This window comes from Ruegeria sp. CDSC068 (genome assembly GCF_059610545.1).
Genome location: NZ_JBXWNV010000006.1, coordinates 18,228 through 39,810, shown reverse-complemented (window position 1 = coordinate 39,810; position 21,583 = coordinate 18,228). Strand labels below are relative to the sequence as shown.

22 protein-coding genes are annotated in these 21,583 nt (G+C 58.6%); 6 read left to right on the top strand and 16 right to left on the bottom strand.

Annotated features, from left to right (window positions below):
* Positions 1–3: 3 nt before the first annotated feature.
* From AC2FID_RS13275 to AC2FID_RS13255, 5 genes are all read right to left on the bottom strand, one after another.
* On the bottom strand, positions 4–1,071 hold the full coding sequence (locus AC2FID_RS13275; RefSeq protein ID WP_496837223.1) for a Hint domain-containing protein: 1,068 nt from the start codon (positions 1,069–1,071) through the stop codon (positions 4–6).
* A 120-nt stretch (positions 1,072–1,191) separates the two neighbouring features.
* Entirely contained in the window at positions 1,192–2,562 is a 1,371-nt protein-coding gene (locus AC2FID_RS13270) for a glutamate--cysteine ligase (RefSeq protein WP_058273615.1), read from the bottom strand.
* A gap of 64 nt (positions 2,563–2,626) precedes the next feature.
* A complete protein-coding gene (locus tag AC2FID_RS13265; RefSeq protein WP_282169859.1) occupies positions 2,627–3,154 on the bottom strand; it encodes a hypothetical protein in 528 nt (175 codons plus the stop codon).
* Positions 3,151–3,999 (bottom strand): GNAT family N-acetyltransferase, encoded by an 849-nt coding sequence (locus AC2FID_RS13260; protein WP_496837220.1) that lies wholly within the window; start codon positions 3,997–3,999, stop codon positions 3,151–3,153. Before AC2FID_RS13260 ends, AC2FID_RS13265 begins: the two co-directional genes overlap by 4 nt.
* Entirely contained in the window at positions 3,996–4,721 is a 726-nt protein-coding gene (locus AC2FID_RS13255) for a 16S rRNA (uracil(1498)-N(3))-methyltransferase (RefSeq protein ID WP_496837218.1), read from the bottom strand. The genes AC2FID_RS13260 and AC2FID_RS13255 overlap by 4 nt, the downstream gene beginning before the upstream one ends.
* Before the next feature lie 12 nt (positions 4,722–4,733).
* On the opposite strand from AC2FID_RS13255, the gene ubiA reads away from it, so the two are divergent.
* The 4 genes from ubiA (at position 4,734) to AC2FID_RS13235 (ending at position 8,722) form a co-directional block, all read left to right on the top strand.
* Entirely contained in the window at positions 4,734–5,696 is a 963-nt protein-coding gene (ubiA, locus tag AC2FID_RS13250; RefSeq protein WP_496698651.1) for a 4-hydroxybenzoate octaprenyltransferase, read from the top strand.
* A 65-nt stretch (positions 5,697–5,761) separates the two neighbouring features.
* Positions 5,762–7,696, top strand: a complete 1,935-nt coding sequence (locus AC2FID_RS13245; RefSeq protein ID WP_496837217.1) for an OmpA family protein — start codon at positions 5,762–5,764, stop codon at positions 7,694–7,696.
* Between the two features lies 1 nt (position 7,697).
* Positions 7,698–8,018, top strand: coding sequence for a hypothetical protein (locus tag AC2FID_RS13240; RefSeq protein WP_058278866.1), 321 nt, complete (start codon positions 7,698–7,700; stop codon positions 8,016–8,018).
* A 173-nt stretch (positions 8,019–8,191) separates the two neighbouring features.
* Positions 8,192–8,722 (top strand): hypothetical protein, encoded by a 531-nt coding sequence (locus tag AC2FID_RS13235; RefSeq protein WP_058278867.1) that lies wholly within the window; start codon positions 8,192–8,194, stop codon positions 8,720–8,722.
* Positions 8,723–8,771: 49 nt separating this feature from the next.
* On the opposite strand, the gene AC2FID_RS13230 is transcribed toward AC2FID_RS13235, so the two are convergent.
* From AC2FID_RS13230 to pgsA, 3 genes are read right to left on the bottom strand one after another with little or no spacing between them, the layout of a single operon-like run.
* Complete coding sequence (locus AC2FID_RS13230) at positions 8,772–9,215, bottom strand: molybdenum cofactor biosynthesis protein MoaE (protein WP_282121369.1); 444 nt, start codon at positions 9,213–9,215, stop codon at positions 8,772–8,774.
* A gap of 4 nt (positions 9,216–9,219) precedes the next feature.
* A complete protein-coding gene (gene moaD / locus AC2FID_RS13225; protein WP_058278869.1) occupies positions 9,220–9,465 on the bottom strand; it encodes a molybdopterin converting factor subunit 1 in 246 nt (81 codons plus the stop codon).
* 3 nt (positions 9,466–9,468) lie between these two features.
* Positions 9,469–10,137, bottom strand: a complete 669-nt coding sequence (pgsA, locus tag AC2FID_RS13220; protein ID WP_282121368.1) for a CDP-diacylglycerol--glycerol-3-phosphate 3-phosphatidyltransferase — start codon at positions 10,135–10,137, stop codon at positions 9,469–9,471.
* Between the two features lie 178 nt (positions 10,138–10,315).
* Between pgsA and AC2FID_RS13215 the strand changes: the two genes are divergently transcribed.
* Positions 10,316–11,200: a DMT family transporter gene (locus tag AC2FID_RS13215; RefSeq protein ID WP_282121367.1), complete on the top strand. Its 885-nt coding sequence runs from the start codon at positions 10,316–10,318 to the stop codon at positions 11,198–11,200.
* On the opposite strand, the gene uvrC is transcribed toward AC2FID_RS13215, so the two are convergent.
* The 7 genes from uvrC to AC2FID_RS13180 all read right to left on the bottom strand — a co-directional run bounded on the left by uvrC (position 11,197) and on the right by AC2FID_RS13180 (position 19,306).
* Positions 11,197–13,071, bottom strand: a complete 1,875-nt coding sequence (gene uvrC / locus AC2FID_RS13210) for an excinuclease ABC subunit UvrC (RefSeq protein ID WP_496837448.1) — start codon at positions 13,069–13,071, stop codon at positions 11,197–11,199. The two genes, AC2FID_RS13215 and uvrC, sit on opposite strands and share 4 nt — an antisense overlap.
* 290 nt (positions 13,072–13,361) lie before the next feature.
* Complete coding sequence (locus AC2FID_RS13205; RefSeq protein WP_496837214.1) at positions 13,362–14,141, bottom strand: SDR family oxidoreductase; 780 nt, start codon at positions 14,139–14,141, stop codon at positions 13,362–13,364.
* Positions 14,142–14,161: 20 nt separating this feature from the next.
* Positions 14,162–15,124, bottom strand: coding sequence for a calcium/sodium antiporter (locus AC2FID_RS13200; protein WP_058273628.1), 963 nt, complete (start codon positions 15,122–15,124; stop codon positions 14,162–14,164).
* A 168-nt stretch (positions 15,125–15,292) separates the two neighbouring features.
* Positions 15,293–16,090, bottom strand: coding sequence for a S49 family peptidase (locus AC2FID_RS13195; protein WP_282121365.1), 798 nt, complete (start codon positions 16,088–16,090; stop codon positions 15,293–15,295).
* A 104-nt stretch (positions 16,091–16,194) separates the two neighbouring features.
* Positions 16,195–16,956: an ABC transporter permease gene (locus AC2FID_RS13190; protein WP_058273631.1), complete on the bottom strand. Its 762-nt coding sequence runs from the start codon at positions 16,954–16,956 to the stop codon at positions 16,195–16,197.
* The gene (locus tag AC2FID_RS13185) at positions 16,953–17,882 is read right to left on the bottom strand and encodes an ABC transporter ATP-binding protein (protein ID WP_058273632.1); all 930 of its coding nucleotides are present in this window, start codon (positions 17,880–17,882) and stop codon (positions 16,953–16,955) included. Before AC2FID_RS13185 ends, AC2FID_RS13190 begins: the two co-directional genes overlap by 4 nt.
* Positions 17,883–17,983: 101 nt before the next feature.
* The gene (locus AC2FID_RS13180) at positions 17,984–19,306 is read right to left on the bottom strand and encodes a TAXI family TRAP transporter solute-binding subunit (protein ID WP_496837211.1); all 1,323 of its coding nucleotides are present in this window, start codon (positions 19,304–19,306) and stop codon (positions 17,984–17,986) included.
* Positions 19,307–19,372: 66 nt separating this feature from the next.
* On the opposite strand from AC2FID_RS13180, the gene AC2FID_RS13175 reads away from it, so the two are divergent.
* A complete protein-coding gene (locus AC2FID_RS13175; RefSeq protein ID WP_496761070.1) occupies positions 19,373–20,482 on the top strand; it encodes a CaiB/BaiF CoA transferase family protein in 1,110 nt (369 codons plus the stop codon).
* A gap of 47 nt (positions 20,483–20,529) precedes the next feature.
* Here the strand turns inward: AC2FID_RS13175 and hemE are convergent, their stop codons facing one another.
* Positions 20,530–21,573 carry a uroporphyrinogen decarboxylase gene (hemE, locus tag AC2FID_RS13170; RefSeq protein ID WP_496761069.1) on the bottom strand — a complete coding sequence of 348 codons (1,044 nt, stop codon included), beginning with the start codon at positions 21,571–21,573 and terminating at the stop codon, positions 20,530–20,532.
* Between the last annotated feature and the right edge of the window lie 10 nt (positions 21,574–21,583).

Sequence of the window (21,583 nt, the reverse complement as noted above, 5' to 3'; positions counted from 1 at the left end):
GGATCAGATCGCCCGCAGCATTGCCACTTGTGGGCCGCACCGGACCGGGCGAACAGTCGGGCCATAATTTTGCGGCTGATCCAAAAGCTCGGGGAACAGGGCGAACAGCTCGTCTGCGGCTTCGCGATCAAGGCTCGACAAGCCCTGCGCCCCGGGAAAGAAGCTTTCCGAGATCAGGCCAGAGGTCGACACCAGTTGATGCCGGTCAAAGAACAGGTGGACATAGTGGACAAGGTCGCAAGGCGCGGATGTGATGGTCGTGTCATTGACCATTGATTTGGCCGCCACAAGAACCTCATCTTCTCCGAACAGCAGCTGCGCCTGCCAACCTGAGACCAGCAGGCGGTGTTGCGGCGAGACGTAAATGTCCCTTTCCGCCCCCAACGCGCCGGAACGGATGCGAACGGGCGCAAAACGACCCCGTCCTGAAACAGTGCAGCCACCGGTCCAGCGAATGATGCAAGCGCCATCGTCCTGCGTCAGCACCAGGTCACCCGGCCCCAGAGTTTCAACCCTGCGCGGACCATCCGGCGTGTCGACCAACGTACCAGCCGCGAAACACGGCGCGCCTGAATCGCCGGGCGAGAGCGGCGCATGCACCAGTGTGTCCGGTTTGGGCTGATTGAATTGCAGGGTCGTTGTGGTTTGGTTCGGCCCGACAAGAACCGGCAGATTTTCCGAAGTTTCCCCGGCGGCCAACCCGTTTTGAGCGACGATATCTGTGGTTCCGCCACCGATATCGTAGAAATCAATGACCTCGCCCGTCGACGTATTGGTCAGCGCATAGGCTTCATAGTTGGTAGAGCCACCGCCATTGGGATCGGTCAGCAGGATCGGAAAGAAATCCGCTGAAATCACAAAGACCTGTTCGTTATTGTCAGGGTCTGTCGAGACCTGAACTGACGGGTGATCCAGCGGAATTTCGATCCCGACCTGACCATTCGCCTGATAGAAGGACACAGTGAAATTGGCCGGATCCTCATCGGATCTCAGCGCAACCTCTAGGAACTCGGACACACCGCTTTGGGCGGCGTAGGCATTGGAATAATGCAGTTCGCTGATACGGGCCATGACGCCATCACGCTCGGGAATATCCCGCCAATCATACTCGCAAGACCCTGCCACATGGCAAGGTCACATCGCGTTAGTTGGCAAATACTCTCCTAAAAAGGCAACAGACCTAAAAGACAGTCAGTAACTGAAATCGGGGTAAATCCGGGTCAGATCGCCGTTCCAGTCGCCGTTATAGTGATCCAGCAGTTCATCCGCCGGAACCTTGCCTGTTTCGATACTGTCCTTGAGCGCATTCAGGAAATGCGTCTCATCCGGTACCAACCCACCTGCACCGGGAAAGGCGCGGGATTTCAGGCCGGCTTGGGCGATCGAAACCACCTCACCAGCCAGATCGTGCATGTTGATGTCGCCGACCTGCGCCTGCAAACCGTCCCGGGCCGCGGCAACCCGCAGCTCTTCGCGCGTTTCGGCGTCCCAGCCTTTGACCAGATCCCAGGCCGCATCCAACGCACCCTGATCATAGGTCAAACCCACCCAGAATGCGGGCAAGGCACACAGGCGCCGCCATGGGCCACCATCGGCCCCGCGCATCTCCATGAACTTCTTGATCCGCGCCTCGGGGAAGGCTGTGGTCAGGTGATCCGCCCAGTCTGACAAAGTCGGCGTTTCGCCCGGCAATGCAGGCAGTTTGCCTTGCAGAAAGTCACGGAAGGATTGGCCCAGCGCGTCGATATACTTGCCGTCGCGATAGACGAAATACATCGGCACATCCAAGGCGTACTCGACCCAAGCCTCGAACCCGAACCCGTCTTCGAACACAAAGGGCAGCATACCGGTGCGCGCATCATCCAGATGACGCCAGATATAGCTGCGCCAGCTTTTCTGACCGTTTGGCTTACCCTCAAAGAACGGCGAATTGGCAAACAGTGCGGTTGCCACCGGCTGCAACGCCAGCGCGACGCGCAGTTTCTGCACCATGTCGGCCTCGGATCCAAAGTCGATATTGACCTGAACCGTACACGTCCGGCGCATCATCGACCGGCCCATGGTGCCGACCTTTTCCATGTAGTCATTCATCAGCCGGTAACGCCCCTTGGGCATCAGCGGCATTTCTTCATGGGTCCAGATCGGGGCGGCCCCAAGGCCGATAAATCCGACGCCGATCTTGTCAGCGATATCCTTCACGTCGCGCAGATGCGCGTTCACCTCGTCACAGGTTTCGTGAATGGTCTCAAGCGGCGCGCCTGACAATTCCAACTGCCCACCGGGTTCCAGCGAGACATTGGCGCCGTCTTTTTCCAGCCCAATCAGCTTGCCGGCCTCTTCCACCGGGGCCCAGCCGTGCAGATCGCGCAGCCCCTGCAGCACCGCAAGAATGGAACGCTCACCCTCAAAGGGCAGCGGTTTCAGCGTGTCCTTGCAATAACCGAACTTCTCATGTTCGGTTCCGATACGCCAATCCTGTTTGGGCTTGCAGCCCGATTCCAGATATTCGGCCAGTTGCTCATGGCGTTCGATCGGTCCGCCGCCGGACTGGGGAATGGACATGAACCGTGCTCCGATCCTGATGTGTCTGTCGTTTGGTCAGTCGTGGTCTTAAACCGCGCCAGTGTCAATGCAGCCTCAAATGGGCCGGACGCAGAGGAGTACGTTCCCAAATAACCACAGGATGCGTCGCACCACCGTTCAGTTCCGACAGCATTTGTTCGGTTTTCAAGCCCGGAAGGGCCGAGAACACATCGAACAGCGCTTCGGCACCTTCCGCATTCACAGGAATGTGAAGCGTCGGCTGCCCCTGTTGATCCAAAATCCAATGCGCCGGGGACGATGTCGGGTCCAGCGCAAGGCGCTCGATTTCACGTGTCGCAACGATGCCGCCTGTCAGCGGCCCTAGGTAAGTGATCTGACCTTCATCGATTGTCACCAGACCGGGGCCACCTGCACCGGAACGGAACCGGGCGCGCTGAATGCCAATAACGGCCAGCGCCACCGAGACCGCGATCAGAACCCAGCCCAGCCAACCGAGCAATCCACCGGGTCCGCCGATCCAGCTGAGGCCGACCAACAAGACGACCCCTGCCACCAGCACTTCGCGCCAGCGCCACAGGGCCAGTTTGGCTTCGGGTCGGATGAAACTCATGCCGTGTCCTCGGGGTTTTTGAACAGAATCAGGGAATAGTGGCCTGCTGGCCGGAACCCAATTGCTATATAGGCACGCGCGGCAGCATCGCTAGCGGCAAACAGAACAGCGCGGGTTGCGCCGTTGCTGTGCGCCTCGCGTAGATGCAGCGCCACTGCCAGTCGCGCGTATCCATGCCCCCGAAGATCGGGCGGCGTGTACACGCCCCCAATCTGGACAACCTCTGGCAAACGCGAGTTGAACCCGGTCATTCCTACCGGCTGGTTATCCATCAACAAGGCCCGATGAGAATCGCGTTCGATATAGGCAGCGATATCTTTTTGTGCCTGAGGTTGCGCGCGTTCGGGGTCAAAGCCCATTGCTTCGATCAGATAGTCTTGCCGCCATCCCACTGTTGTAGATCGGTCCAGTTCATCCAGCGGCACCAGTTTCGCGCCGGTGGCGTCCGGCATGACAAGTCGATTCAGATCCAGCGAGAACCCCGGCTCGTCGCTGTTTAGGGTTGCAGGCCGGTCTTCCCATCCCGCAAGCTGCATGATCCGACCGGCTTGAGTGGCCTCAGCCGCCAGACCGAACAGCTTGCGCCCCCGGATCAGGCGAATCGCATGGCTCAGTTCATTATCCGAACATTCAGGGCATTGCGGCAGGACCATACCTTCGTTGGTAATTCCAAAAACCGCCCGTGGGCCATCACCCAATATCCACAAGTTCACGGCGCGCGGGTCTGAGCCGCGCAAGCCGAAATCCCGCAGGTTCGCCAGAGGGAACATGGACGTCTGGATGTGTTCGAACAGGAACCTGTCGATCTTTGGAACGTCTGCGCCTTGCGCTTCTTGCCAGTTCACACCCAGTCTCCCAGCGCCTGCTGCCACATGGTCAGCGCCGCTACGGCAGCAGTATCGGCGCGCAGGATGCGCGGGCCAAGGCTGACCACATGTGAATAAGGCAACGCGGCCAGCCTCGCGCGTTCACGCTCGGAAAAGCCGCCTTCGGGGCCGATGAGAATAGCCCAGGGTTGGTCCGTTTCATTGGCAGCCAACCGCAGGGCCGAGCCTACCTCGGCCTCATCGCAGAACATCAGTTGCCGCCCCTCGGGCCAGCTTTCCAAAACGCGATCCAATCGCTGCAGATCAGCCACCTCGGGCACAAATGTTCCGCCGCATTGCTCGGTCGCCTCAACGGCGTGCGCCTGCAAGCGGTCCTGACGAATGCGTTCCGAATTGGTGAATTCCGTCTGCATCGGCATGATCCGCGCTGCGCCCATTTCCGCTGCCTTTTCAACGATAAAGTCAGTGCGCGCCTTTTTGATCGGCGCGAACAGGAACCACAGGTCTGGTGGCAGTTGCAGCGGTTTGGATTGCTCAACGCATGACAAGACACCGCCCCGCTTGCCTGCCTCTATTACCTCGGCCAGCCACTCTCCGTCCTGCCCATTGAACAGCGCGACCTGTCCACCAACGGACAGGCGCATGACGCCAAACAGGTAATGGGCCTGCTCGCGCGTCAAAGGAACCGATTGCCCCTGACCCAGAGGGTGCTCTACATACAGTCTGATCTTTGCACTCATGAGACCTTACATATGCAAGGCAATGCCCCAACACCAGACGGTCAGGTTGCCGACGCTGTCAGCGGCAACTGGGTCGATACATATGCGCCGGCGTTCACCCGTCCCTACCTGCGCCTGAGCCGCGCTGACCGGCCCATCGGCACGTGGTTGCTGTTGATTCCCTGCTGGTGGGGATTGGCACTGGCCATCCTCAGTGACGGCACCCCGCGGTGGGAGGATCTGTGGATCGCCATCGGCTGCGCCTTCGGAGCCTTTCTGATGCGCGGTGCGGGCTGCACATGGAATGACATCACCGACCGCGAATTTGACGGTCAGGTGGAGCGCACCCGATCCCGCCCGATTCCATCGGGTCAGGTCAGCGTGCGGCAGGCAGTGATCTGGATGGGGCTACAATGCCTGCTGGCGCTGATGATTCTGTTGACATTCAGCCAGGCCGCAATTGCGATGGGCGTACTGTCGCTGTTGCCGGTGACGATCTACCCCTTTGCCAAGCGATTCACCTGGTGGCCGCAGGTGTTTCTGGGGCTGGCCTTCAACTGGGGCATCCTGCTGGCCTGGGCTGCCCACACGGGAACCGTGGGTATACCCGCAATCACGCTGTACCTAGCCGGGATCGCATGGACGCTGTTCTACGATACGATCTATGCCCACCAGGACGCCGAAGATGACGAACTGATCGGGATCAAGTCCACCGCCCGGCTGTTTGGCACCGACACTGCGCGATGGTTGAAGTATTTCCTGATGGCCACAGTGGCGCTTATGGGACTGGCAATCATCGACGCCGCGACGACCCAGGCGTCAATCATTGCCTTGGTAGTGGCCCTTGGCGGGCCTTGGGCGATGGGGTGGCACATGGCATGGCAATTGCGGGGGCTTGATATTGAGGACAACGCCAAACTGCTGCAATTGTTCCGCGCCAACCGCGACACCGGCCTTATTCCGCTGATCTTCCTTTGCGTCGCCTTGCTGCTCTGATTGCACCCGGGCCTAGGCCTCTGTAAGAGTTCTGAACACTCACCCGAGGAGTCGATAGTTCGCACATGCGTCTGCCTTATTTCTTCGTCGTTGCCTTTGTCTTCCTTGCGTCCGTCGGGCTGTCTCTGCTGGCGGCAAGCTTTGCCGTAACAAAGGTCGAAGAAGCCTCGGAATTCGCCGTTCGGCGTGCGCTGGACCTGAAAGGCCATAACTGGGCCGAGGTCCAGTCAGACGGGCTGCGGGTGGTTCTGACCGGCACCGCCACGGATGAGGCCACACGATTCAACGCTCTGACGGCGGCGGGGACCGAGGTCGACACCTCGCGCGTGATTGATGAAATGGAAGTCGCGCCCTCGACGCAGTTGGCCTCCCCGCGCTTTTCAGCCGAAATTCTTCGCAATGACAGCGGTATCTCGGTTATTGGCCTGATCCCGGCCAGCGAAGACCGCGACGCACTGACGAAAAGATTGCGCACGCTGAATGACGGGCCGATATCTGATTTGCTGGAAACCGCCGACTATCCAAAGCCCAAAGGCTGGGACGATGCGATCGCTTTTGCTGTTGAGGCGCTGACCCGACTGCCGCGGGCCAAAATCTCGGCCAGCCCCGGGCTTGTAAAGGTGACAGCAATTGCCGACAGCCAGCAGGAAAAAGAACGGCTGGAGCAAGAGCTGACGCGCGCGGCACCGCCCAGCCTGCGCATTGGCCTGTCCATTTCCGCGCCGCGCCCGGTCATTACACCCTTCACCCTGCGCTATCTGATCGACGAAAATGGCGGGCAATTCGACGCCTGTTCGGCCCAGGATGAAAAGGCGCGGGACCGGATCGTCGCAGCCGCCCAGGATGCTGGTCTGACCGGGCCTTATTCCTGCACCATCGGTCTGGGTGAACCCTCGCCTCGCTGGCCCGACGCCGCCGTGTTAAGCATTCGGGCGCTGTCGGAAATCGGCCAGGGTACGGTGACTTTGTCAGATGCGGATATCACTCTGGTCGCGGCCGAAGGTACTGGTGCCGCGCTGTTTGATCAGGTGATCGGTGAACTGGAAAACGCGCTGCCCGAGGTCTTTGCCCTGCACGCGGTTCTGCCGGAACCCGAAACGGAAAACCAATCCGGCCCGCCCGAATTCTCAGCAACACGAAGTCCCGAAGGCCTGGTGCAAATGCGCGGCCGGCTAGGGGATGAAACCCAGCGCGACATGGTCGACAGTTATGCCCGTGCAGCCTTTGGTTATGAACACGTCTATACCGCAACCCGCGTGGCCCCTGACCTGCCCGCTGATTGGCCAATTCGCGTCCTCAGTGGGCTTGAAGCGTTGTCGCAACTGCACAATGGCGCGCTGACCGTGACACCGGACGAAGTGGTTCTAAACGGCATCAGTCACGACCCCAAAACCCGGGCCTATATTTCGGGGCTCTTGTCGGAAAAATTGGGCGAGGCACAAGATTTCAGCCTGTCGATCACCTATCAAAAGCCACCCGAGCCCGCAGACAAGCTGCCCGACCCTGATGTTTGCGAAGAGCGCATCGCCGAGGTTCAGGCGGGTTCCAAAATCGCCTTTGAACCAGGTTCTGCCACGGTCGCCGCCGAATCGCGCGATACGGTCAATCAGATCGCCGACATCCTGCGGGAATGCGGACCCATCCGGCTGGAGATTCAGGGCCACACTGACAGCCAAGGTCGCGAAGAGATGAACCAGCAGCTCAGCCAGTCGCGTGCACAATCCATCTTAAATGAACTGCGCGCGCGGCGCGTGCCCACAGCCAGCTTTACCGCCTTGGGCTATGGTGAAACCCAGCCAATCGCCGACAATGACACCGAAATCGGGCGGGAAGAAAACAGACGCATCGAATTCCGCCTGATCCGGCCCGAATCCACCGCCGAATCTCAAACCGCGCTGGAAGCGATGGAAGACGAAACAGAGACGTCACAAGACGCAGAGCCAGAGGCCGAAGCCGCGGAAACGGATGCGGAAACCGACTCGGGCGCAGGGGACCAGTAAATTGAACAGAATCGAATTCATTATCGCGACCGCCGTCATATTGTTTGCCGCCTTTAGCATGGGATGGTTCGCCAACTGGCTGGCCCATCGCCTGTCGCGCGTCCGCCAAAGCGACGTCGCCGATCTGGACCGCATGAGCCAGGAGCTGCATGAGGCAGAAGAAACCCGCGACCAGGCCATCACCTATCTGCAGCAGCGCGAGGCCGAACTGACCAACCAGCTGACCCAGACCGAGGCCGAATTGGCCGCCGCCATGGACGGCCTGCGCGCCGCCCGGCAAGAGGCGGAAGAACTACGCGGGCGTATCAACAACGCGGATTGATCCCAGCCCCGGGCTTAATAGCTGACCCCGGTTGGGGCCGACTGCACCTTCGGCACAAATCAGCCGATCCGAGGCAATCGCCTTCAATTCTTACAACAAATTCAATATTAGGAATTGGTGCATTTTTTACACATGCACATCACTGTTCACTATCCAGAAAATTGGAGTGTACTATGAATTTCAAATCATCATTAACAACCGCTGCGACTCTAAGCATCTTCTCTGCTGTAGCCGCTTGGGCTTCAAGTGACGTCATACCGTCAGAGAACGATACCTTCACCAACTGGGGCGAAGAATCCGGTTGGACTATCTTTGTGGATGACTCCCGCGGGTCCTGCCTGATCGAGCGTATGGACGAAAACCAGAACGTCGTTCAGATGGGTCTGACCAAGGACCACGAGATGGGCTATCTTGGTGTGTTCACGAAGAACGACATTGGCCTGAAGGGTAAGAAGGAAAAGATCTTCCTGTCACTCGACGGCAACGTCTACGAAGCTGAGGCGCACAAGAAGACTAAGCATCTCGCCGACGGATATACAGGCGGATACATCCTTGCGAACAACGCCCAGTTTGTGGATGACGTCATGAACAAATACGAAATGACCGTGTTTCCGAAGAAAGAGTTCGCATTCACCGTTAGTCTGGATGGTACTAAAAAAGCCATCGAAGCGGCACGGCAGTGTAACACCGAACAAAGCACCTAACTCGCTATGATAGACCCGGCACCAGATAATCCGGTGCCGGGCACAGAACCTACCACCGCGTCAGCGCATCTTCATCCTCATCCTTGGCTGCGACCCATTCCGCGCCGGATGTGGTGATTTCCTTTTTCCAAAAGGGAGCGCGGGATTTCAGGTAATCCATCAGGTATTCTGCCGCCTCAAACGCATCCTTGCGGTGCCGCGCGGCAGTGGCCACCATCATGATCCGATCCCCCGGGGCAAGGCGCCCGTGGCGGTGGATCACCAGCACATCGCCCAACGACCAGCGCTGCTGTGCCTCTTCGGCGATTTTGGTTAGCGCCCGTTCGGTCATACCGGGGTAATGCTCGATCTCCATCACATCCAGATCGCCGGATGCCAGATCGCGCACCACGCCGGTAAAGGTCACAATGGCGCCGTTGGCATCGTCTCCGGCGGCGAAGGTATTGGCTTCGGCCCCAAGATCAAATTCTTCTTCCTGAACCGCGATGCGCATGGATTTAGCCGCCGGTCATCGGCGGGAAAAAAGCCACTTCGCGCACGCCAGAAAGCGATGCGTCAAAATCGGACAGTTCCTGATCCAGTGCCACGCGCAATGCGGACAGGTCCGCAAATGCGGCAGCATAGCGGTCTTCACGCGCGCTCAGCTCGGCGACCAGATCGGATACGGTTGCGGCCTCGGTTTCGATCCGCTCTTTCGGCAGGCCGATCCGTTCGCGTACCCATGCAAAATACAGCACGTCCATCCCTTAGCTCTCCTTCAGATGGGGCATGGCTTTACGTAGGTAGTCATAGCCGGTGATCAATGTCAGCGCTGCCGCGATCCACAACAGCCACAGCCCAATGCGACCGGACCAGAACATCGCCTCAAGGTGCCAGCGCATATGATTCAGGTCTTCCAATTGACCCGTCAGAACTTGATCCATCGTTGCGGCATCCATGCCGAATGTAGCCATCACAAAATAGTGCTCGAAAATCCCCTGCGAAAACAGAATGGCAATCGCCACCATCTGCGCGGTCGTTTTCCATTTCGCCAGCTTTGTGACCTTCAGCGTTCCGGCCGTATCGCCCAGATATTCCCGCAGGCCCGAGACAAAAACTTCGCGGAACAGGATGACCGTCGCTGGCAGCACTAGCCAGGGCGTCCAGTGCTCAGCGGAGTAACCCACAAGGATCATCAGCGCGATCACCACCATCGCCTTGTCCGCAATCGGGTCCAACATGGCGCCGATCTTGGTTTCCTGTTTCCACGCGCGCGCCAAGTACCCATCAAACCAGTCGGTAATGGCTGCGGTCAGAAACAGGATCAGCGCAAACCAATCCGCATAGGGTCTGGTGAAATACAGAAACATTACGGCCAGACCGGGCGCGGCCAGCAGGCGCAGGACGGTCAGGATATTCGGCAGGTTCCACTTCATGAAGCAGACCCTACATCGCTGGCCGGGGACAGGAAAGACGGGGCGGAAAAAAACTGTACCGATCACAGAGGCTTGGTCAAAGCGCCGCAGTCCGGCGCGGCACCGGTTATTGGCCTTGGCCCCGGGTCGGATTGTCGTCAGAGTGCAGCCGACCAAGCCCAATGGCAAAGACGAACCGATGACCCCGAATATTGAGACCGACGCGCGCGCCAACCTGATCGGTAGCGCATGGATGATCGGCGCGATGGCATGTTTCGCACTGGAAGACGCGCTGCTGAAAGCGGCGGCGGTTGCCTTGCCCGTCTGGCAAATACTTGTCCTGTTCGGATTGGGTGGCGCGCTCATCTTTGCCTGTGTCGCAATGGCACGTGGCACGCAGCTGCTGCAACCGGATGTGCTGTCGCCTGCAATGAAGATCCGCGCGGTTTTCGAGATTCTTGGGCGGCTGTTCTACGTACTGGCCATCACATTGACGCCCTTGTCATCAGCAACTGTTATCCTGCAGGCCACCCCGCTTGTGGTCGTCGCCTGTGCCGCGCTTCTATTCGGAGAGACTGTTGGCTGGCGGCGGTGGAGTGCCATTCTCGTTGGCCTGATCGGCGTTGTGATCATCATCCAACCAACCGGAGACAGTTTCACCATCTTGTCTCTGTTGGCCGTGCTGGGGATGTTGGGATTTGCTGGTCGCGATCTGGCCAGTCGGGTCGCACCCGCCAGCCTTGGAACCGAAGTTTTAGGGTTCTATGGCTTTGTCAGCGTGATTGTCGCCGGGTTTGCCTACAGCTTTTGGGAACAGGCCCCCATCGCGCCTGTGCCGTTGCTCACAAGCCTGCATATCGCCGGAGCTGTGGGCCTTGGCGCAATCGCATACACATCCCTGATGAAGGCCATGCGAACCGGAGAGGTGTCCGCCGTCACGCCCTTCCGCTATTCCCGCCTGCTGTTCGGTGTTGCCTTGGGCGTGATCTTTTTCGGCGAGGATCTGGACCAGACAATGTGGATCGGTAGTGGTCTGATCGTGGCCTCCGGCCTCTACATCCTGTGGCGCGGGCGCAAGGTCTAGCCCTTGTCGTGGAAGAAATCATAAACTTTCTGCGCCAACCCGGCTGAGATCCCCTCGACCGCTTTCAAATCCGCCAGATTGGCCCGGCTAACAGCCTTGGCACTGCCGAAATGCGCCAGCAATGCCCGTTTGCGCGCAGCACCAACTCCGGGGATTTCGTCCAACGGCGTCGCGCCGACCGCTTTGGCCCGTTTGGCACGGTGAGTACCGATTGCAAACCGGTGCGCCTCGTCGCGCAGACGCTGAATAAAATACAGCACCGGGTCATTGCGTTTTAAGGCAAAGGGGCGCTGGCCGGTACGATGGAACTCTTCCTTGCCGTGATCGCGATCAACGCCTTTTGCAACACCCACCATAGGAATATCTTCGACCCCATGTTCCACCATGATCTCGCGCACAGCACTCACCTGCCCCGCGCCGCCGTCGATCAGTAACAGGTCGGGCCACAACCCCTTGTCACGATCCGGATCCTCTTTTTGCAGGCGAGTAAAGCGGCGGGTCAGAACCTCTTTCATCATACCAAAGTCGTCACCGGGGGTCAGGTCATCACCCCGAATGTTGAACTTTCGATAGGCGTTTTTCATGTACCCTTCTGGGCCTGCCACGATCATCCCACCAACGGCGTTGGTGCCCTGGATATGAGAGTTATCGTAAACCTCAATCCGGTTCGGTGGGCTGTCCAGATCAAACGCTTCGGCCACACCACGCAGCAGCTTGGCCTGCGTGGCACTTTCCGACATCCGACGGGCCAGGGATTCCCGCGCGTTGCGCAAGGCCCCTGCAATCAGTTCTTGTTTCTCGCCGCGCTGAGGCACCAGGATTTCGACCTTGCGGCCCGCCTTCTCGCTCAGCGCCTCGTGCATCAGATCGGCATTTTCAACCGCATCCGAAAGGATCAGCTGCCGGGGCGGTTCCTTGTTGTCGTAGAACTGGCCAAGGAAGGCCTCCATCACTTCAGCCGCGGACACATCCACACCGACACGAGGATAGAAATCTTTGTTCCCCCAGTTCTGATTTGCGCGGATAAAGAACACCTGAACACAAGCCTGCCCACTGTCCATATAGAGGCCGATTACATCCGCCTCAGCCACGCCGCGCGGATTGATACCCTGGGACGTCTGCACCTGCGTCAGCGCCCGGATGCGATCTCGTAGCCCGGCGGCGCGTTCGAACTCCATCGCCTCGGACGCGGCCATCATCTGTTCGGCCAGCTCCTCTTGCACTTTGGTCGACCGCCCCGACAGGAACCGCTCGGCATCTTTGACGCTTTCGCCGTATTCGTCTTCCGAGATCAGGCCAACGCATGGCCCCGAGCACCGCTTGATCTGATAAAGCAGACAGGGCCGCGTGCGGCCGTCAAACATGGAATCCGAGCAATTGCGCAACAGAAACGCCTTTTGCAGCTGGTTCAACGTTCGATTGACCGCGCCAGCACTGGCGAAGGGGCCAAAATAGGTCCCCTTCTCTTTCTTCGCGCCACGGTGCTTTTTGATCTGCGGAAAGGCATGGTCCTTGGCGACCAGAATATTGGGAAAACTTTTATCGTCCCGCAGCAGCACGTTGTACTTGGGCTTGAGCTGCTTGATCAGGTTCTGCTCAAGCAGCAGCGCCTCGGTCTCGGTCCGCGTGGTCAGGAACATCATCGAGGCTGTCGCCGCGATCATCCGCTCAATCCGCCCCGAATGCCCCGGCCGCGCATAGTTCGACACCCGCGCCTTGAGGTTGCGCGCCTTACCGACGTACAGCACCCGGCTGTCCGCATCCAACATCCGATACACACCGGGTGAGCTGTCCAGCGTCTTCACGTACCGCAAAATGCAGGCATAGCCGGTCAATTGAGTGTCAGGGGTCGAGTCGCTGTCTGTTGTCATTTGCTTGAGATATGATTCTCTGACCATGGCTGCAATCTTGTGGCCCCCAGATCAAGAGAAAACAAATCCACGGTTTCTGTGGATAAGTGTGAAGATAAGTTTCTGAGCGTGGCGAAATTCCCTTGATTCATTAAGGAATCCTTGATTTGCACAAAAAATAAGCAAATATTTAACTCATTGTTTTCATTGTATATAATTTCATTCACAAGGCAAGTGTATGAAAAAAAAGACATTTTTGTAACGCGAAGGTAACAGAACCGAGAGCGGTGCAAAACTTGCAGCAGTTTTACTTATTCAAGCCCCAGAACATCCGGTGTTTTCCACCCCAGATGCTGACCTCCGTCGACGCACAATAGTTGGCCTGTGACCGCATGCGCATCCAGGAAATAACCCAGAGCCGCGGTGATATCGGATGGGTTTGACCCGCGCTCCAGCACCGTGTTCGCGCGCTGCGCATTGAAGTGTTCTTGGCTTTGCCGATGACCCTGCATCGTTGGACCAGGCCCGATCGCGTTAACCCGGATCGCTGGCGAAAGCGCCTGCGCCGAGGTGCGCGTCAAGGCCCACAGACCCATCTTGGCAATCGTATAGGTCATGAACTCTGGCGTGAGCTTGCGCACCCGCATATCCACCATGTTCACGATCAGCCCGGTGGCAACAGGCTCACCCGCCTCGTCCGTGCCCGGCTGCAGCCCCTGCTCGGCCATGGCCTGCGTAAGTACGAAAGGCGCGCGCAGGTTGCTGTCGAGGTGTCGATCCCAGCTTTGCCGCGTGGCGGACTGAAGGCTGTCGTATTCAAAGATCGACGCGTTGTTCACCAGACAGGTGATTGGTCCGCCCAACGCCTCTGCCGCACGGGGCAGCAAGGTCAGGACCTGCGCCTCATCCAGCAGATCGGCGTGCAAGGCGACCGCCTTGCGCCCAAGCGCCTGCACCTCGGCAACGGTTTCGGAGGCAGGTTGTTCAGACGTCGCATAGTGCACGGCGACGTCATATCCCCGGTTTGCCAGATACAGGGCCATTGCCCGACCAAGACGAATACCTGCACCGGTCACCAACGCTCGGGCCATCGATTTCCCCTATCTTCAGGTCACGCCAACAGCGAGACGATGTAGACGGCATACAGCAGCGTCAACACCAGACCCCAGCCGCGTGTGATATCTTGTTTCAAGAACACGAACGGGATCAACAGAAGCGATGCGCCCAGCATGACCCACAGATCGAAACGCAGGAATTCCGGGTCCACCGGGATACGTCCAAACAAAGTGGCGATACCGACGATGGCCAAAAGGTTGAACATGTTCGACCCGATCACGTTACCCAAGGCGACATCCGCTTGCCTACGTAAGGCCGCCATCACAGTCGTTGCCAGTTCCGGCAGGGATGTCCCAACTGCGATCAGCGTCAGTCCGATAATCGTTTCGCTGACGCCGTATGTGCGGGCAATGATCGTGGCGTTGTCGACCAATAGATGCGCACCCATCGGCAGGCCTATCAGGCCCAGGACCAGATAGATCGATAGTTTCCAATAGGGCATGTCCGGATCGGCCTCTTCCAGACCTTCCAACTCATCCTCTTCCGCGCAGGCTTCACCGCAGGCTTTGCGATGCGCGCGCGCATCGCGGAACGCGTTAAGCAGGACCAATCCCAAAGCAGCCAGCAAGATCGCACCACTGGCAATGTTGAACACGCCGCAAAATGCCAGGCCGATGAACAGCACCGTGGCCAGCAGCATGAAAACATAGTTTCTTCTGGTGTTGCATTCGCTGGTGTGCAGCGTGGCAAGCAAGGCTGGCAAACCCAGAACCAGCAAGATGTTTGCCGTGTTCGACCCGACCACGTTACCCAGCGCAATCCCCGGCGCGTTTTCCTTGATCGCACTGATCGCGATTAACAGCTCGGGGGCCGAGGTGCCAAAGGCCACAATGGTCAGGCTGACGATCAGGGCTGGTACACCCAGGCGCAGGCTCAGGTTCACTGCGCCGCGGACCAGAGCATCACCTGCGAGAAGCAAGATCAGCAAGCCGAGGCCGGATAACAGCCATGCCGTCATGTACGGCCTCCTTTTTCGCAGGAGCAAGGCCCCTTACCGATACTGAACCGTCCACAGCGCGGACATCTTGCAGATTGCAACTTCTTCTGCCCCGGAAAGCGCAGCTTGCCGAACATAGCCAAGACACCCATGGCAATCAGGAAAAGGGTGACAATCTTGACAATCACGTCACAAACCAAAGCGCGCGTAAGCCGCCCGCTCCTCAATTCCGGTTATGGCGTCTTGCGCAAGTGTGGCACCGAACCGCGACCAGAACGGTTTGCGCAGGCCATAGCGGCGGAACTTCACCTTGTCGCCGAACCGCTCCTGCATTTTCGGCCTCAGGTGCGCGACGCCGTCAATCAGGCCCAGTTCCTGCGCACGCCTGGCAAGCCAGACCTCGCCGGTGAACAGATCCGCACTTTGATCCAGCTTGTCACCGCGACGGGCTTTGACATGGTCAATGAAGTTCGCGTGGATATCACCCAGCAACCCTTGCAGCCGCGCGACATCTTCTTCTTTCTCCGGCGAAAACGGGTCGAGCATTGATTTTGATTTGCCCGCCGTATGTACGCGCCGCTCGATGCCTTGCCGCGCCAGAAGGACATGCGCGCCAAACCCAGCCGAAATCACACCGATCGAACCCAGGACCGAGCTGTCATCCGCCCAGATTTCGTCGGCGGCAGCGGCCAGCCAGTAGCCGCCAGACGCTGCAACGTCTTCGACAAAGGCGATAACGGGGATCTCAAGCTCTTCCGACAGCCGCCGGATTCGCGACCCGATCAGAGAGCTTTGTACCGGCGATCCACCGGGCGAGTTGATCTCAAGCGCCACGGCCGCAGGTTTACCTTTGCGAAACGCCTTTTCCAGAACGGGGGCCAGCGCGGTGTCGTTCAACGATCCACGCCCCGCCATTCCGATGGCGCCGGACAGGCGAACCACGGCCACGAGGGGCTGCTTTTTGACAAATGGCAGGCTGAGCTTCATGGGTGCCGATGTAGAGTGCAGCCGGGCCCTAAACAAGGGACCGTTCGGGCCTTAGACGTGACGTGAACCAAATTCACACACATGGCGGGCAAAAATGCAACGCCCTAGCTGCGAATGCGCCAACCGGTTTTGAAGATCCAGCCGATCACAGCCAGACAAGTCCCCGTGAAGACCAGAATCGCCAACAGGCTGAATCCGATCGGGACATCGGCCAACCCGTAAAACGACCAGCGGAACCCGGAAATCAGATAAACAACCGGGTTGAACAGGGTGATCGTCTGCCACACCGGCGGCAGCATCGAGATCGAATAGAACGTGCCGCCCAGAAATATCAGTGGCGTGACAACCAGTTGGGGCACCAATGATATCTGTTCAAAGTTGCTGGCCCATATCCCGACGATAAAGCCTAACAGCGAAAAACTGAGGCAGGACAGGATCAGGAACGCCGCCATCGCAAAGGGATGTTCTATGCGTATGTCCACGAAGAATGTGGCTGTCACAAGGATTACCAGCCCGACAAATAGCGACTTGGTGGCGGCGGCCCCGACGTAACCTATTACGATCTCTATGAAATTCACCGGCGCCGACAACAGTTCGTAGATCGTACCAAGGAATTTCGGGAAGTAGATCCCGAATGACGCGTTCGAGATTGCCAGCATCACAACGGACAACATGATAAGCCCCGGCACGATAAACGCGCCATAAGATACACCCTCGACCTCTTGGATGCGGCTGCCGATCGCAGTGCCGAAGACCACAAAATACAACGAGGTCGACAGGACCGGCGACAGAAAGCTCTGCGCCAGAGTGCGGAAGAACCGGGCCATTTCGAACCGGTAGATTGCAGCGATGGCAGACCAGTTCATGCGGGTTCTCCGGATACCAGGTTCACGAAAATCTCTTCCAAGCTCGACTGCCGGGTCTGCACGTCGCGCAGAACAAGCCCCGCCTGCGCCACATCGTTCAGCAAAGTGGTGATCCCAGTGCGGTCCGCGTGCGTGTCATAGGTATAGACCAGCGCATCGCCATTGCCGTTCAGCGTCAGGTTATGCACAGCCAGACTATCGGGAATGGCCTGGATAGGATCGGCCAGCATAACCTCGATCTGTTTCTTGCCCATCTGGGCCATCAGGGTGTTCTTGTCCTGCACCAGCCGCAGCTCACCCTTGTCGATCACACCTACCCTGTCGGCAATGGCTTCGGCCTCTTCGATGTAATGTGTCGTCAGGATGATGGTGACCCCGGCCTTTTTCAGCTCGGCCACGATCTCCCACATGTCCTTGCGCAGTTCGACATCTACGCCGGCGGTCGGCTCATCCAGGAACAGCACGCGCGGCTCATGTGCCAGGGCCTTGGCAATCAGCACGCGGCGCTTCATGCCACCGGACAGTTCCTTGATCGCGTTTTTACGCTTGTCCCACAGAGACAGCTTGCGCAGGATCTCTTCGATCCGGGCATTGTCGCTGCCATATCCGAACAGGCCGCGAGAGAACCGGACCGTGTTCCAAACTTTCTCAAACGGCTCAAGCGCGATTTCCTGCGGCACCAGCCCGATCATCCGGCGCGCGGCACGAAATTCGGTCTGGATGTCATGCCCACCTACGGTAACGGTGCCCGAAGTCGGCGTGGTAATGCCACACACGGTGGAAATCAGCGTTGTCTTGCCAGCCCCGTTTGGGCCCAGCAACGCCAGAATTTCGCCCTGCTCGATATCCAAGGACACTCCTTTGAGCGCCTCGAATCCGTCGGCATAGGACTTACGCAAATCCCTAATGGACAGAATAGTTGTCATGCACATTCCCTGTTCTGGCGGGGACACTACCCCGATGGCCCGTCACAGAACAGGTCAATTCCGCACATTGTTCTGCGCTTTTTTGTGGGCGCGCGGCTGGGTCAGGTCTGACTATGCTGCTGCAATTCGGCCACCCGTTTTTGTACAAGTTCGACATGCAACCGCGCATCGTACAGTCCTTGCCGATAGGCCGCGGGCAGCCGCAACGTTGCGAGGCGTTCATCTAGGGCGTTCAGATGCGCCTGCATCTCGCGCAGCTCGTTGACACCGGGATTGTTGGCCAGTTCCTCCTCAATTTCCCGGATTTCGGGGTAGTGCTGCCAAACCCGCCACCGCATCGCGTAGGCATAGGCCATAGGCACAAGTCGGATCAGAGGCACGACAATGAAAAAGAACGGCAGCAACAGCAAAAGAACCCGGTTAATCTGTGCTGCGATCCAATAGGGCAGCCAATTATGCCAGGTCGAAGGACCATCAACAATTAGCTGCCGGGCCGTATTGTTGATCGTCATCCCTGCACCTTCGAGGTTGGGGAATGCCCCCGGATCGGCGATAATTCCGCGGGCACTGTGCAATTCAATCGCCGCCATCGTCAGACGGTTGATCAGCGCAGGGTGCAAATCCGGTCGCACGACCAGACGGGCTTCGATCGCTATCAACTCTACCGGTCGCGGCGGAAGAACTGGGTCCAACGACATTCCTCCCGCCGGAACTGTCACCACCGTCGCGTATTCCAACCGCCGCGAAATCGCCTGAACATGAGCCAGCGCCAGCACGCGAAGCCCCGGCTCTGCATATGCGGCCTTCAGATAGGGAGCTTCGATGGGCGCAACATAGACAGCGATATCCAAATCTCCGTCCAACAAAGCGGCCGCGGCTTTTGCATAGGGGATTGAGAAATGTGTATTATCCCCCTCATTCAAGCCGACCGCCTTTTCGAAATCCCGAAAAGCCGCAGCCGTACCTGAGCCTGGTGCGCCGCTGTTGATCCTCAAACCGGTCCACAAGGCGGGGTTTTTGGGGATAGTTGCGCCTTCGTTGACCAAAAAGATGATGGGTTCAAAAAACGCTGCCCCGACGGCCTCAGCCTTTTTTGGATCAACCCGGATACCGCCTTGTAGAAATGCAGCGTCGACATCGCCCGCGCTAAGCAGTTCAGCATTTTCGACCGAACCAGCGGTATCCAGTATTTCCAGTTGAATATCATCGCGCGCCAGAATTTCGGCGTAGTCCCGCGCAACCGTTTCATAAGCGCCGCCTTCTGGACCCGCCGCCAACATCATACTGCCAGGGGGATGCAGGCGCGAAAACACGCCTACCAACACCGCCAGCGCAACGGCGCCACCAAAAAGGAACCACAACCGCATCCGAGCCTCGCTCTCCATCCCATTCGGAACGCTAAGGATCGCGTGACCATCTGGCAAGCCAACAGAATCCGGGCTTGCAATCCCCGGGTATCCCCGAAAACCTGCGCAGAAAGGAGAGGGCTCATGCTCAGCGGAATACGGATCATTGAAATTGAAGGTTTGGGGCCAGGTCCGTTCGCCGCCATGCTGCTGGCCGATCTGGGGGCGGACGTCATCACGATCCACCGCAAAGGCCAGCCTGCCGTACCGGGTATGCCCGAGCAATCCGTCCTGGACCGCGGCAAACGCTCGATTGACTTGAATCTGAAGGATGCCGCCGATCTGGACATCGCAAGGAGTCTGATCTCTTCGGCCGATGCGCTAATCGAAGGGTTCCGCCCCGGCGTGATGGAAAAGCTGGGACTGGGTCCCGACACGTTCAACGCGTCGAACCCCAAACTGGTCTATGGTCGCATGACCGGATGGGGTCAGAACGGCCCGTTGTCTGAAACTGCAGGGCACGATCTGAACTACATCTCATTGTCCGGGGCATTGTGGTATGCATCAGCAGCGGGCCAGCCCCCGCAGACCCCGGCGACCCTGGTCGGGGATATAGGCGGCGGTGCCATGTATCTAGTTGCCGGTATTCTTGCCGGGCTTCTCAACGCGCAGCGGACCGGACAGGGTACCGTGGTTGATGCCGCCATTTATGACGGATCGGCCCACATGATGAACTTGTTGATGAGTATGCGCCAAACCGGAAACCTGTCAGAAGCGCGCGGTCAAAGCCTGCTGGATGGCCCACATTGGAGCCGCACTTACGTGTGCCTGGACGGGGGCTTCATGTCCGTCCAGTGTCTTGAGCCCAAGTTCTACGCCGAATTCCTGCAAAAACTGGGACTCACCAACGATCCCGAATTCAAAAACCAATATGTTCCGGCACTTTGGCCCAAACTCACGCAACGGCTCACCGAATTATTCGCCAGTAAACCCCGCGCCCACTGGGCCGATATATTCCAAGGTTCCGACGCCTGCGTCGCGCCCGTACTCGACCCGGTCGAGGCGCAAGCCCATCCCATGAACGCCGCGCGCCATACCTGGATCGACCATGACGGAGCGCTGCAGGCTGCGGCTGCGCCCCGCTTTTCGACCGAGACATGGCAGCCCAAAACCAGCCCACGCCGAGGCGAACACAGGCAGGATATTCTGGATCAGCTGTCTACCAACACGCCTCCTGACCCCTCACCTGGCTAAAAATCTCCCTGGGTGAGTTGGCCAAAATCCGAGTGGGGCTGGCCCCTCTACGCGTCCCGCCACGACCGCACCGTGTCGATCATCAGTTGAACGTTTTCAGGATCGGCATCTGGCGTGATCCCGTGGCCCAGATTAAAGATATGCGGTCCTTTCGAGAACGCCTCGACAATCTGACGCGTCTCATCCACCAGCGCCTGTCCGCCGGTCACCATGTGTGACGAGGCCAGATTGCCCTGAACGCAACCATCCACCTGCACATGCTCGACCGCCCAATCCGGCGACACGGAGTTGTCCAGCGCAACGCAATCCACGCCGGTGGTCTTGGCAAAACCTATGTAACCATCACCTGCCTCGCGCGGGAAACCGATCACCGGGATGCCCGGATGGCGCTGCTTGATGGCCTGCGTGATCACACGGCAAGGCTCGACCGCATATTTCTGAAAGGCATCGCCCTTCAGCGACCCGGCCCAGCTGTCGAAAATCTTCACCACCTCGGCACCGGCCTCGATTTGGGCCGAGAGATATTCGATGGTGGCCAGCGTGATCCGCTCCAGTAGCGCTTCGAACAGGGCGGTGTTTTCCTCGCGCAGCGCATGAGCCGGTCCCTGATCGGGCGTGCCGCGACCGGCGATCATGTAGGTCGCAACCGTCCATGGCGCGCCTGCGAACCCGATAAGGGTGGTCTCGGATGGCAATTCTCGCGAAAGGATTCGGACAGTTTCGTACACCGGCGACAGGGTTTCATGGATATCCGATACCGGTTTCAGCGCATCGAAATCGGATTGCTGAGTGATCGTCGACAACCGCGGCCCCTCACCTGTGACAAACCACAGATCCGCACCCAGAGCTTGCGGCACCAACAGAATGTCAGCAAACAGAATAGCCGCGTCAAAGCCATAGCGGCGGATCGGCTGTAACGTCACCTCGGCCGCCAACTCGGGGTTATAACACAAAGACAAAAAGTCCCCGGCCTGCGCCCGGGTTGCGCGGTACTCCGGCAAATAACGCCCCGCCTGCCGCATCATCCAGATTGGTGGCACGTCCTGTACTTCGCCAGCCAGCGCCCGCAGCAGTTTCTTTGTCTCGGCCATCTTTGTCCCC